At 42.2% G+C, this 14,437-nt stretch carries 9 protein-coding genes; 4 read left to right on the forward strand and 5 right to left on the reverse strand.

Annotation, left to right across the window (positions count from 1 at the left end; translation table 11 throughout):
• From GII36_RS05590 to GII36_RS05610, 5 genes are read right to left on the reverse strand one after another with little or no spacing between them, the layout of a single operon-like run.
• Positions 1-3,546, reverse strand: a complete 3,546-nt coding sequence (locus tag GII36_RS05590) for a hypothetical protein (protein WP_260763319.1) — start codon at positions 3,544-3,546, stop codon at positions 1-3.
• 11 nt (positions 3,547-3,557) lie between these two features.
• Entirely contained in the window at positions 3,558-4,451 is an 894-nt protein-coding gene (locus tag GII36_RS05595) for a hypothetical protein (protein ID WP_260763322.1), read from the reverse strand.
• A 9-nt stretch (positions 4,452-4,460) separates the two neighbouring features.
• Complete coding sequence (locus tag GII36_RS05600) at positions 4,461-7,586, reverse strand: type I restriction endonuclease subunit R (RefSeq protein ID WP_260763324.1); 3,126 nt, start codon at positions 7,584-7,586, stop codon at positions 4,461-4,463.
• On the reverse strand, positions 7,583-8,776 hold the full coding sequence (locus GII36_RS05605; protein ID WP_260763326.1) for a restriction endonuclease subunit S: 1,194 nt from the start codon (positions 8,774-8,776) through the stop codon (positions 7,583-7,585). The genes GII36_RS05600 and GII36_RS05605 overlap by 4 nt, the downstream gene beginning before the upstream one ends.
• Positions 8,769-10,352: a type I restriction-modification system subunit M gene (locus GII36_RS05610; RefSeq protein ID WP_260763328.1), complete on the reverse strand. Its 1,584-nt coding sequence runs from the start codon at positions 10,350-10,352 to the stop codon at positions 8,769-8,771. The genes GII36_RS05605 and GII36_RS05610 overlap by 8 nt, the downstream gene beginning before the upstream one ends.
• A gap of 118 nt (positions 10,353-10,470) precedes the next feature.
• Between GII36_RS05610 and GII36_RS05615 the strand changes: the two genes are divergently transcribed.
• Genes GII36_RS05615 through GII36_RS05630 form a run of 4 tightly spaced genes read left to right on the forward strand, consistent with a single transcriptional unit; the run spans position 10,471 to position 14,410 of the window.
• Positions 10,471-11,148: a hypothetical protein gene (locus GII36_RS05615; RefSeq protein ID WP_260763330.1), complete on the forward strand. Its 678-nt coding sequence runs from the start codon at positions 10,471-10,473 to the stop codon at positions 11,146-11,148.
• Between the two features lie 37 nt (positions 11,149-11,185).
• Entirely contained in the window at positions 11,186-12,508 is a 1,323-nt protein-coding gene (locus GII36_RS05620; RefSeq protein WP_260763332.1) for a site-specific DNA-methyltransferase, read from the forward strand.
• A complete protein-coding gene (locus GII36_RS05625; RefSeq protein ID WP_260763334.1) occupies positions 12,505-12,915 on the forward strand; it encodes a phBC6A51 family helix-turn-helix protein in 411 nt (136 codons plus the stop codon). Before GII36_RS05620 ends, GII36_RS05625 begins: the two co-directional genes overlap by 4 nt.
• The gene (locus GII36_RS05630; RefSeq protein WP_260763336.1) at positions 12,902-14,410 is read left to right on the forward strand and encodes a phage terminase large subunit family protein; all 1,509 of its coding nucleotides are present in this window, start codon (positions 12,902-12,904) and stop codon (positions 14,408-14,410) included. The genes GII36_RS05625 and GII36_RS05630 overlap by 14 nt, the downstream gene beginning before the upstream one ends.
• The last annotated feature ends 27 nt before the right edge of the window (positions 14,411-14,437 follow it).

Below are 14,437 nucleotides of genomic sequence, written 5' to 3' on the forward strand. Positions count from 1 at the left end.
TTAGTTTTCGTCAATGTCCTTCGCGTAAAGTGATGGGTAGGATGCCTTAAGTTTATCGAGAACTGTTTTTGCTTCGCCTGTTTTAATTTGTCTTAAGATATCGTAGTGCAATTGAGGCTTGAACATCGGTTGGTAGCCTTCAGGGTATGACAAGATGATCCTTAGCATCTCTAGGTATTTCTCATCACCAGCAAGTTCTTTGGCGGTAATAAGGAAGTCATCATTATAATGGTGGCTCCACCATGATGACCTCTCAAGCGTTTTATAATTCTCACTAATCCATGCTTGTTCGTTACGCGTTATTTTCTCCCATAATCGTAAGCTTTGTTCGGGACGTTCTTTGATTCGATCGTTTACGAAGTAGGCAGCTCTGTTAAATGCTTCTCTAGTGTATCGGTCTGCAATCTTGTCTAGGTACTCAAAGGATAGATCAATATCCTCTTCGTAGTTACTGCCTTTCTTGGGGAGCGTCCAGAAGAACCATCCTATATGAGTCCTCGCCTCGTCGTTATCACTTTCAATTATCATGTTTAGCAGATCTTTAAATGGTTGATCGTCAAAGTTGTTAACTTTCTGGTACATATCTTCGCCAAAAAGCTTCTTAAAAGATTCATCAGTGAAAAAGTTTTTTCTAAAAAGAGCAAAAGAAATTAAAAGCGTGTATATATCATCCGTCTTCGCCTTATTGTCAATTAGCCCATATTGTTTGAAAACATGCATTGCCTGTTCTGTGGTCATGGTTCTAAAGCGGTGCAAGACTGCTTCTAAGTGGTGAAGTATGACCTTGTTATCGTATTTGTCGACTAATTCAAGTGATAGATTCTCGATATGATCGGAAAGCTCACGGGGTATGAATCTCTTATCAGTTTTTGGCAGTACCGAGTGTCTGTTCTGCATTAGCGATGTCAATGGAATCATTCCTTGAGTAACAACGTATAGATTCTCGTCTTTGACTAGCTTCTCGGTCATTTGTGCAACTTCTTCTAGATGATCCTTACCTCGCATCGAAATTAGCGACGACAGGATCCATGCCACCCAACCCCGTACAGTTGTTATGATTCTTGGATCCTCTTCACCGTTAAGAATCTTGAGATGATAGTTAGACTGGCCTTTTGGATCGTCAGGATCATTCTCAAGCTTGGGGTGCGAATCATTGATAAATATACGTGCAATCTCTAGCGCTTCGTTAACAAATCCTTGCTTTGCTAAATGTTCACCAAACTGAACTGCAAGCTGTCGAGGGTAGTGCTCTGTGAGTCGTGCCTCAATACGGGAATTGTCGCCGCCCAACTCATCGTAGAGAACTGGTCGTACGAAATCCTGATATAACTTACCTATGAGCGCTTTGTTATCCTTGTCAACTTGTTCAATGCTTAGCCAGATTGCTGTTTGCTGGTTGCTGGTCAAAACATCCGATTTATTGATATCACGAAGTATCTTTAGCCCCGAATCATAATCTCGCTCGATAACCTGTGCGATGGTTCGGCTAATATCGTACGAGTCAAACGAACCAAGTTCATGAGTGAATTCCTTGGTCTTAAGATAACTATTCAATACTTCCACGCCTGTTTCAAATAGCTTAGTCGTCGGATCAGATGAAAGTAGTTGTATCATAATGCGGCCCACGTAGAAGCTGTGCCATACTTGTCGTTTACGGTATTCGGGGTTGTCCATCCATGAAACGATTGCTGAAAGTGCACGTTCATCGCCATCAAGAGCGAGCGAGGAGACGATCTGCTCAACAAACACGCTATATGGTAGGGTGTATTTTTTTAGGAAAATATTTATTAATGACCATTTTTTATCATTAGATAAATCAGGATTTTTATCTCGTAGCATTTGAAAAATAAGTTCGTGCTTTGATGGAATTCCCTTTCGGGCAATGACTTGATTCTTCAGTATTTTTAACGCATCATCACTATGTTCACCGTCACTATACTCTTGCAGAACTATATGTAATGCAGCTCGATTCAAAAAATCAGGTCTATCTACTGATACATTTGAATCTTTTGAAATAAATCTTTCATTAACTAATTTCCAGGCCGATGTCTTATCGAAAGCATAATGTTCTTTCAAGGCGGGCTCGAGGACATGTTGAATATAGTGTCTGTCATTTAAGGTGAATTGATCCCCAGATTGGCTGACGCCCCCGCCCATACCATCCCAACCATTATATGATCCACCGTAAATCTTAGCGTTTTGATACTGACCGACAATTATGTCGATTACTTCTTCAATCCTGTTGATGAAGTCGGCTGCGAGATACTTATATAAAATATTAAAAATCGGAGATGGGGTATATATATCATATTCACCGTCATCATCGATGAGATTAAAGTAAAGTGACACTAGCTCAATAGATCTACCAATATATTCCTGATTTTTGGTTGCTTGGAAGTAATCAAATGTAAGCACTAGTAGCTTTGCTATTTCTACTTTTTCTTGTCGATCACTCCTATCATCAAGCTCGGTGTAGTCCACTCGTTTGTCCTTAAGGAATGCGTCGATGAAGTCATAAACCTGAGGCGAAAGATCAGAGTGCTCCTTTAGAATCATTTCCATTGTTTGCATAGCGAACTCTGCCCGAAAATCATCGAATGCCGGATTAGTAAAAGCATCCGTATGACTAGCGAAGAGCCCTATTGTGTAGGCTGCATTTTCTCGATCCTTTATATGATCTTTAAAATCGTAAACTACGCGGAACGAGTATTGTCGATCTATGATTTTTGACCATACGATATCCCAGTCAGCAAGCTTCAGTCCCTTCTGGCTAAATATCTCCTGGATAACAAAGTACATAAGGTCAGGCTGAATAGTCCACGCGCTAATATTTCGCTTAATTTGGTTCTCATCGTGGTTTTTTATATGTGTCAGAATACTTTTAAATTGTTGCGGGATGTCCGTCTGTCGTCTGTCGTATTCGACATTTTTATCTAGCTCGTTATCGTAGTAGTTATCAACGTCATCACTTAATTGCTGTCTAGTGAACTTCTCGCCCTTGGTTGCTTTCCTGAAAAAGCTACTCATAACAATTGAATCAAGCCATCTCTCGACATCTGCACGTGGGAGCCACGCACCAGCCAGCTTAGGGTGGTTATAGAAATACGCTAATGACTCCTCGTATAAGAACTCTGCCGATTCGGGCTTAAAGAATGAGACTCTAGGCAGTAATTCAATTTCTTTTGCAGAGTAACCTTTTTGTGTGAACCAAGCTTCATGATCCGTGTACCAGCGCAGGTGCTTTATCCGCTCTTCCAGATCGTTACTTACGGATGGACAAACAATAAGTATTTCATCTTTTTCACTAAGATCATCTGGGCTCTCGGTAATGTTTTTCAATATTTTAAGTAAATTACTTGTCGTGAAGGCACGTGCATAGTACTTCGATTCACATACTATCTTTTTACCGTCTACGTAAACGAGAGTAAAGTCTTCCCAATTTTTATCCTCAAGGATAATTGAATCAAAAGAAGCCTCTCGTGATCGCATAAGAAATAGTAAAACCGCAGACCACGTCTGGTAATCGAGCCCTTTGAAATTATTCATGCCCGCAGTACTCATGACACCTCACCACCCTCAGTTTGGGTTGTTTCAGCAGGGATGGCTACACCCTCGTACACATTCATTAATTGCTCAATATCATTACATGCAAGTTCGAGACTACCTCCTGAACCAGGAGATATACCTTCAGTTTGAAGCTTGTATCTTGCGTAATAGTTGATCATTGCACTACGAAATTCATCGATTAGACTTTCTTGGGTTCCAGCTTTTGACTGAATAATGCTTAGTAGTTCATGGATTAGCATATCTTCGGGAAATGCAATTGGATTAGGAAAGCTTATTGGCAGATTCCTAGCGACCCGTCGTACCTTTTCCCGTACGTTATCCTTTATGTCACTATCTGGGTCTCCTGCGATAACAGTAAGTGGTGAACCTTCTTCAAAAACTATAGCCCTAATAGATGTATGGAGATCGTCATCGCTGTCGTAACAGTCACTTGAAAGCTTGTCTTTAAAATACTGCAGCGCACTCTGGGCATCTTCGGTCGATAGCGTAGTGTAATGATGAAGTCTTTGTGCGTGGTCTCTGAAATTTCTGACAGCAACTGCCCTATCTTTGCTAATAATGACAGTACTTTTGTCATTAATGCTAAGCACTGAATTCTTTCTAAGCTTTGCATAATCTGCGACCGTTTCGAATACTAGGCCTGTCTTCTCTTTAAAGTATTGACCAGTCTTGACTTCATAAACCTCTTGCGTCGGTACTCCAGAATTATCGATGAGTTCTACTAAAAGATCGTAGGATTTCTTGTTAGTTGAGTCGTACTCAAAATCAACAAAGAACTTTTCCATTTTTCTTTTTGCCTCATAGTTACTCAAGAAAACGAGAATGGCATAGAGGTCTTGGTAATAAAAGCCTATCCGAGTGCTACGTATCGCAGTGCTAGGCATAATTTTAGCCTACTCTCCCAATCTGCCGTTCGAAATGTCGAAGAACTTATTGAAGAACGATGCTAATTTATCTAACACTGTTTCTCGCTTCTTGCCACGACTTTGGTCTGGGCTGAAACGAGAGACAGGGGGCATGATTTTTGTGATAGCAGTACCGCTCGTTTGTACACCGCCGTCACGGAATGCCCTTTCAATAAACTTGTAGGTTTCTTCACGGTCAAGATTTTCCTCAGAGATAATTCGATCAAGCTCTTCTATCTTCTTGGAATTCACGAATGACTGCCAGTCGTCATCAACGGATGAGTCAACATTAATACTGCTGATGAATTGTTCGATAAGTTCCTTCTTGTTCCGAAGCTCGATGCTTGAATCAATAGCTTTGTTAATATCAACAAGCAGTTCCTTATCCTCTTGGTTACTTGCATGATATTTGCGGATGAGTTCAAGGATGTAATCAATATTTATCTCGACTTGTTTGATGAGCTCCATTTCAAATACGATGTCATCGTTGATATTTTCTTTGTCACTCTCATTAACTTTGCGGAACTCATCGTAAAAGTTAATGTACATGCTGTGGTAATCCTGCACATCACGCTCAGATAGGATCTCGTTACCCGTAAAGTCATCGAATGTAGAGAGAATGTTGCGCACCTTTAGGATTGCACCATAGAGTTTAATGAAATCCTTTTTATTCTGCTCACCGATTATAGGCTGGCCAACTGGGAATCGTTCAATCAACTCATTAACAAGCTCGGCATATCCGCGCACCTGCTTACCTTCTGCTTCATAACCGTCGTAATACTCACGGAATGACTTGAGTAGTACGATTCCGCTAGCTTCTTTATCACCAAAGAGCGACAGAGAATCATTGGTGGCCTTCTCTAGGTTACGGAAAGTAACAATGTTGCCAAATGTCTTAATTGAATTTAGAATTCGGTTGGTTCGTGAATAGGCCTGGAGTAGCCCATGCATTCGCAAGTTCTTGTCTATCCAGAGTGTATTTAAAGTTGTGGCATCAAAGCCTGTCAGGAACATGTTCACTACAATGAGCAGATCAATCTCGCGGTTCTTCATACGCAAACTGACATCTTTGTAGTAATTCTGGAACTTATCGGATGATGTATCGTAGTTTGTACCGAACATTTGGTTGTAATCTTTTATCGCAGCTTCGAGGAAGTCGCGTGAGTTTTTGTCTAGACCATCTGTATTGTCGGAGTTTTCGTCCTCGAGCCCATCCATTTCATCATCGACTTCATTAGCACCGTAACTGAATATCGTGGCTATCTTTAATTTCTTTAACTCTGGTACATCTGCTTGTTGCTTGTTGAACTCTGTATAGTACAGCTTTGCAACATCGATAGAGCTGACGGCAAATATGGAGTTAAACCCGCTTAGTCGAATCTTTTGCTTGATTTCTTCAACGGCCGAACGGTCTTTTGCCGATGCGGCTTCATGGACGCTTGCTAAAGCGGTGAATGCGTACGGCTTACTGTTGCGCTTAGTCTTTTGATCAAAGTGATCACGAATATATTGTGTGACATTTGAGATGCGTTCCGGCGCAGCCAAGGCTTTTTCGCGGTCAATGTCACGTACCTGTGAGTCATCGACATCGTCAGCCTCTTTTATGGTTCGGATGTAGTCAATGCGAAAAGGCAGTACGTTTTTGTCAGTGATAGCATCGACTATCGTGTACGTATGTAGCTTTTCGCCAAAGGCCTGTTCGGTCGTTTTTAGATCAACACGACCACCACTAGAAGAGTTTTTAGCGAAGATAGGGGTACCCGTAAAACCAAAGAGGTGGTAGTTTTTGAAGCTGGTTGTGACTGCGTGGTGCATATCTCCGAACTGTGATCGGTGACACTCATCAAAGATGATTATGACGTGACCATCAAATACTTTGTGTCCTTCGTTCTTCTTTATGAACTTATCTAGTTTTTGAATGGTTGTGATTATGATTCTAGCATTGTCGTTTTCAAGTTGTTTGGTAAGTTTGGCAGTGCTCGTATTGCTATTAGCCGCGCCTTTCTCAAACTTGTCATACTCCTTCATGGTTTGATAGTCGAGGTCTTTACGGTCGACAACGAATAGTACTTTATCTACGGATGATAATTTACTGGCAAGTTGAGCTGTCTTGAAGCTAGTCAACGTTTTGCCCGATCCAGTGGTATGCCAAATGTATCCGCCAGCTTCGATGGTGCCTAGTTTTTTATAGTTCGTTGAAACTTCAACCCGATTCAATATTCGCTCAGTTGCAACGATCTGGTAGGGTCGCATTGCAAGCAGTAATCGGTCGCTGGTAAACACGCAGTATTTTGTTAGGACGTTTAAGATCGCATGTTTAGCAAAGAACGTCTGACCAAAGTCCATAAGATCAAAAATAGGCTTGTTATTTGCATCTGCCCACCAGCTCGTAAACTCAAAACTGTTGCTGGTTTTCTTTGTTCGTTTAGCACGAGTCTCACTAGCCTCTTTGATGTGCTGGAACCGTGTAGTGTTGCTGTAGTATTTTGTGTACGTTCCGTTGCTGATAACAAATAGCTGTACATATTCGTATAGTCCACTATCCGCCCAGAAGCTATCACGCTGATAACGGTTAATCTGATTGAAGGCTTCTTGCAGAGCCACACCTCGACGCTTCAGCTCAACATGCACGAGTGGCAAGCCATTTACGAGAATCGTGACATCATAGCGGTTAGCCCGTGCACCGTCCACTTCGTATTGGTTAATTACTTGGAGGCTATTATTGTGAATGTTTTTCTTATCTATAAGATATATATTGCGCTTGAATTGACCGTGTTCGTCGTACAGATTCTTGACATGGTCTTCCTGAATGGTCGCCGTTTTGGTTTCAATGGTGCTGTTCGGGTTAGCAATATGTTCATAAAAAAACTGCTTCCATTCACTATCACTAAACTGGTAGCTGTTAAGCTTCTCTAGCTGAGTACGTAGATTGTCTGTGAGGTCTGTCGAGCTGGTGATGGGTAAGTAATCATAGGCTTGAGCCTGTAATAACTCTACAAATGCTTTTTCTAAATCCGCTTCACTCTGGTAATTAGTGGCACGGGTTTTTGCAGGAGTAAATTCACCTACAACAGTGCTGTTGGAATTTTCTGCCACCATACTGTACTTATTCACGCTGTAGCCTCCTGAAATGTGAGTAGTTTGGTTCGGTAATAGTCGTATTGCTGACGACGTGCTTTGATTTCGGCAGGTAGGCCTTCGGTCATTCCATTAACAAGAGAATCAAAATTATCTAGAATATTCACTATCTTATCTTGCTCCTCAATAGAAGGTATAGGCACTTTTATTTTTGCCATAACATTACTCATTAGCTTCGGGTTTCCCATACCTGCGCTTACATGAGGCTTGGTCAATAACTGAAGTGCGTAAAAAAGAAAGCGCGTACTTAAATTATCGGCTTTAACTTGGAGTAAACCGCAAACATTCGTGATACTAAACTTCTCGTTATTATGATAGAAAACGGAACCTGCGTTAGCACCGTCGGTCGTCCATGTTATAGACTCGAGGTCATAATCGTATGTTTTTATTTTTCCAAAGACTCCGTTATTGGCAGTCTGAGAAGAATACACAGGATAGTCCCCTGAATTTTCCGTCAAATAATCCTTAGACATGACACGCCCCCGTGAAATATTGCAAACCTCTCCCAAAGTTAGCCATCTGACTCTCTCTCTCTGCTCGTCAAACGTCAGTAGCTGATTTCGGTAGTATTCGTACTGCTTCCGTCTAGCTTCCAGCTCCGCTTCCAGCTCCGCTTCCAATTGTGTAAACTTATCCAGAATTTGTACAATCTCTTTTTGCACTTCAATAGGGGGAATTGGAATCTTCATATCAAGCACTTTTGCCATGCTTGGATGCTGTATGCCTGATCCACGATAGAACGATTGAATTGTTCGTAGATTACTCAACATAAAGTAATAAAGATATTTATTGTCCAAATAGTTTTTGTCGAGTGATGTAGCAATACGATTATCCGCTGTAACGAATTTTCCGTTGTAATACTGGACTGTAGCACGACCACCCCATGGAATTGATATTATCTCTCCTTCAGAGATGTTTTTGCCCGCCAATTCTTCGGTCGTATACCCATAAACTTCACCGCCCGTAGACAGTAACTTAACGTCACCACCTTCAACTGCTAGTTTTCTTAAAGCACTTGCTAGAAGATAGGAATACTTGTAAGTTTTGGGCTGTTTTTTATTATCAACGGCGTTGAATTTTTTATCCCAAGCAGTGACTTCCCAAATGTGCTTAAACTGCACTCCGTTTGGGCAAAGCTCAGCAATTAATTGATCGATTTTACCCATTCTTAGAACCCTCGATACTAGATACGATTTCATCAATCTGAGTACGTAGTATTGACTGCTTAGCAACTATCTCTTTGATATTCGTATTGAGTTCAGCGATATTGACGAACTCCGTCATGTCCTTACCTTCAACGTAGCTGCTGACCGCAAGGTTGTAGTCATTCTCGGAAATCTCGCTATTTGGGACAAGTCTTCCAAAATGTTCAACATCTTCGCGATTAGTGAATGCTTCAAGAATTTTATCTTGGTTAGTTTGACCGAGCTTGTTTTTGTTACCACCTCGCACAAATTCGGCCGAGGCATCGATGAATAAAGTGGAGTTATCTTTCTTGCTCTTCTTGAGAACCACAATACATGTCGAGATAGTTGTACCAAAAAATAGATCAGGAGGTAACTGAATGACTGCATCTACAAAGTTGTTATCAACAAGATATTTACGGATCTTTGCTTCAGCACCGCCTCGGTACAACACTCCAGGGAATTCAACAATCGCAGCCGTACCACTAGTCGAAAGCCAGTTAAGAATATGAAGCGTGAACGCTAGGTCGGCTTTGCTCTTCGGGGCAAGAACTCCTGCTGGAGAAAAACGAGGATCATTGATTAGTAATGGATTTGCATCACCCTCCCAGTTAATAGAGTAAGGTGGATTCGAGACGATGGCATCGAAGGGTTCGTCATCCCAGTGGGCTGGATCGGTCAGTGTATCTCCATGAGCTATGCTGAACTTTTCATAATTAATGTCGTGTAGATACATGTTGATACGGCAAAGGTTGTAGGTGGTGAGGTTGATCTCTTGTCCATAAAATCCTTGTCGAACATTCTCCTTACCCAATACCTTTGCGAACTTTAGCAGTAGTGAACCTGAGCCGCAGGCTGGGTCATATACCTTGTTCACTTCTTTCTTGCCAACCACAGTGATACGAGCTAACAACTCACTGACTTCCTGAGGCGTGAAGAACTCACCACCAGACTTACCCGCCGATGACGCGTACATGGTCATGAGGTATTCATAAGCATCACCGAATGCGTCGATTGTATTGTCTTCGTAACGACCAACTTCAAGGCTTCCTATAGCATCAAGTAGTTTAACGAGGCGCTCGTTGCGCTTAGCAACTGTCTGGCCGAGCTTGCTGCTATTTACATCGAGATCATCGAAAAGACCCTTTATATCGTCTTCGCTATCAGCACCTTTGGCAGAGTTCTCGATATTGCGGAAGATTCCCGAAAGAATTTCGTTAAGGTTATCCTCTTCTTTTGCTCTCTTGCGGACATTTTCAAACAGCTCGCTTGGCAGTATGTAGAAGCCTTTTTCAGCTACCGTGTCCTTGCGACCAAACTCGGCGGCATCATCGCTTAGGCTGGCATAGTCAAAGTCGGCAGCACCTGTTCTGCGCTCTTCGGCATTAATGTAATTTGACAAGTTTTCGGATATAAAACGATAAAACAGTATGCCTAAAACATACTGTTTGAAGTCCCATCCATCTACTGATCCCCTCAAGTCGTTCGCAATCTTCCAAATCGTGCTGTGTAGCCGGGCTCGTTCTTGCTCTTTTTTAGTGTCTGTTGTGGTTGTCATATTACACAACATTATACCTCAAAAACAGATGTAATAACACTGTTAGCAGTATAATATGGCTATGGCAAAAACTAAGTCAGATAATTATTGGGAACCACATGCAAGAATCCTTGAATCTATGCCTCGTTTCCAAGCTGCTGTATCTGATGTTCGTAAGCGGCTAGGTATTCCTGAAACGGGCATTCCTTATGACGAACGGGCTGAGTGGTTTGCCGATTTCTACCGCAATGCCGATGAAGATACCGCAAAGCGATACGGAGGTGCATATGGATATGAGTTGCTGCCTCCGAATAAGGAATTGCTTGACGAGCTTGATAACCTAAGGCTTGAGTTCAATCTCGATCCACGCTGGCTTCATCCGCTTTTCAATTACATATTTTCTGCCGATAAATCATTAGAACCGCCATCACAAAAAAGTGCTTGGCCGTCGCCAAGAATGAATGATGTGCGTTTACCGAAAGAGCAACAGCGAGTCACTAGCTTGAGTATTCGTATCGAAAAGGATACCACGATCCATGATATCGAAGATATTTGGGATGATATTCGGAAGTATCAAGCGTATATGGATGCAGACATTCCATCTCGGCGTGACCCAATCCAATTAGAGACTGTTGATCGTTATCGCAACATTATTAAGCTACGTGCAGATGGACTGAAATACCAAGAGATAGCAGAAAAGTACCCAGATAAATTCAACTCGGCAGAAGATGTCAGGAGTTTTAAGAATAAGCAGGAAGCCCGATTCAAAAAGCGTACCTCGTTACGTCACCTACCGAGCCTATGGTGGCATAAATAGCTTAGGGTCATGATATTTCCAGAATAAGGAGATAATCATGACAAATAACAACTTAGAGGTTACATATCAAAAAGTAAAAGAATTAAACCCTGCGCCATACAATCCACGCAAGTGGAGCGAGGAAGCAATTGCCCAACTTACTAATAGCATAAAAAGCTTCGGTATAGTTGACCCGATTTTAGTGAACAGCTCAGCAAGTCGCAAGAACGTAGTTATAGGTGGGCACTTCAGGCTCAAGGTTGCGAAAGATCTTGGCATTAAAGAAGTACCCGTTGTATATGTAGATATCCCCGATATTGAACGAGAAAAAGAACTAAACGTACGGCTTAATAAAAATCTTGGTGACTGGGATTATGAACTGTTAGTAGAGTTCGATGAATCATTACTTAGCACTATCGGCTTTGATAGTGAGGAGATTGATGCAATTTTTGACCTTGTTGTTGATGAACCTGAAACATTCGATCTCGAAAAAGAGCTGAAGAAACTGGATATCAGTAAAATCACTGTGCAAAAAGGCGATGTCTATCAGCTTGGTGATTCTCGGCTTATGTGTGGCGATTCTACAGTGGAGGCGGACTTCGACAAGCTTATGAACGGCGAACAAGCCGATATGTGCATGACAGATCCGCCTTACATTCTCGATTACTTACATGCCAAGCGTGGCGGTAAGTCCGTTACTGGGTTCGGGGCTAAACGCAATCGTCGTTATCTTGAAACAGACGTCCTGCCCGATAACTTTACCGAGCTTTGGATGGCAAATGTCGCCAAGTACGCCAAGCCAGACTACTCCATTATTGTGTATGAAAATTGGAAAAATCTGCGTGTGATTTGGGCAGAGATGGAAAAATACTGGAAAGTAAAAAATATGATCGTGTGGCATTTACCCAATCGACATCAAGGCTTCGCTGCTAAATACAAGTTCTTTAGTAAACATGATATTGCGATGGTTGGAGCTTCTGGCGACGTGGAGTATAACCACGACGAAGAACCTGATGGCCTGCAAGAAGAATATGAAACAGCATTGTATGCAATTCGTGGAAAGCCTCAGTGGGAGGGCTATGAGGGCGGTAAAAAGTACCAACCAACTGACTTTATAAGCTACATGGCTAGTGACGAAAAGCATTCTGGTCAAGGTGTCATCTTTGGCACAAAACCAATTGAGATACTCGTACCATACATCAAAGTTCTTACTAAACGTGGCGACTTGGTAGTAGAACCGTTCTGCGGCAGTGGCTCGACGCTCATTGCTAGTACAAAGTTAAAACGCCGATGCAACATCATGGAGAAAAGCCCTACCTATGCCGAAGTGGCTCTGTATCGTTGGGAGAAGCTGACTGGCCAAAAGCGAGTAAAGCTATGAGCCGAAACCTTGCTGTCGATAAAAAGAAGCTACTTGAGAAGCTTCGAAAAACACCAATTGTTGAAGTTGCGTGTAAGCAAACGGGCGTACCTCGCAGTACCTATTACCGCTGGCGTAAAGACGATGAAGATTTTGCAAGCGAATGCGATGAAGCTATCGAACATAGTGCAGGCCTTATAAATGATATGGCAGAAAGCCAGTTGATATCTGCCATTAAAGACAAGAATATGTCGGCCATTTTCTTTTGGTTAAAGCACCACCACAAGTCTTATAAAACTCGCATCGAGGTAAACGCCAAGCTACAAACCATTCAACAGGAATTAACACCTGAGCAAACCGAAGTTGTATCACGCGCGCTTCAACTTGCAGGATTAACAACCGAAGATGAAACTGATGAAACAAGATAACCTACAGAAAAAACTTTTTGCCGACCATAAGGTTCGTGCGGAAGTCACATCACAAAGCCATCAGTGGTTCTTTTCTACTTATTTTTCGAATTACTTAACTCATGCCACTGCTGACCTGCACCGTGACCTATTTTCAATCACTGAAGACGAGTCACTGCCGCTGGCCGTCATTGTGGCATTTCGAGGTTCGGCAAAATCCACGATATTAACAATGAGCTACCCAATATGGGCAGTGGTCGGACGACAACAAAAGAAATTCGTGCTGATAGCCAGTCAGACGCAGTACCAAGCACGAGTACATCTCACTAACATTAAGCGCGAGCTTGAAAGCAATGAGCTACTGGCCAATGATATGGGCCCGTTCATAGAGCAACGTGAAGAATGGGGTTCGACATCACTTTACATACCAAAGTATAACGCTAGAATCACGGCAATTAGTACCGAACAAAGTGTGCGAGGTATTCGACATGGTGCTTTTCGGCCTGATTTAATCATCGCCGATGATGTCGAAGATATGGCGTCGGTAAAAACTCGTGAAGGGCGCAATAAAACTTTTGATTGGTATACGAGTGAGATCATTCCAGCTGGCGATACCTACACGAAACGTATTGCGGTCGGCAATCTCCTTCACGAAGATTCATTGCTTATGAGGCTTAAAGAGCGTATCGAAAACAATGAAATTGATGGCATATACCGCGAATGGCCTATTGTACGATCGGGTACAAGTTTATGGCCGGGTAAATACCCTGACAAGGTAGCGATTAACAATCTAAGGCGCAATGTCGGCAACAAGATTGCCTGGGAACGTGAATACATGCTCCGCATAATTCCTGACGAAGATCAGGTTATCGATGCCAAATGGATGCAGTACTATGATGAGCTACCAGAAAAGACTGAAAGCAACGAATATATCAATTCGTTCTTGTCGGTTGATCTTGCAATATCTCAGAGCGCAACCGCTGACTATACAGCGATAATCATTATTCATGTATTTGGATTCAAGCCCGAGAATCGTCGCTACTACATTGATAAGAAGTTTATTAATAAAAAGATAACTCACCTAGCAACGCTCGATACCATTGCTTCGTTGTATCAAGCCGTTAATGCAGATTCAAAGCAAGTACCGATAGTGCTAGTGGAGCAAGTTCAGTACCAAGCAGCAGTAATTGAACAGCTCAACGACCGTGAGATTAAGTCGAAAGGTATCAAAATCCATAATGACAAACGCGCACGGCTCCAGTTGGTGAGTTCGCTGTTTGAGCAAGGTATGGTGTATTTCCCAAAGGATCGTGCGATTGCACCAATCATACAGCAGCTCGTCGGTTTTGGCGTGGAAAAGCATGATGATCTAGCCGATGCGGCATCGATGGGGCTGAACTATGTACAAACCAATGTGAAATGGGAAGTTGTTTTTGGATTCGGCTTTTTAGGGGGCGATGACGACGAGATTCATCACTTCTACGGAATTAAATATTTAGACGAGAAAAAGAACTAGCTTTAATAAACCATTGCGGTACCTTTG

It is taken from the genome of Candidatus Mycosynbacter amalyticus (assembly GCF_025273655.1).
Classification (GTDB): domain Bacteria; phylum Patescibacteriota; class Saccharimonadia; order Saccharimonadales; family Saccharimonadaceae; genus Mycosynbacter; species Mycosynbacter amalyticus.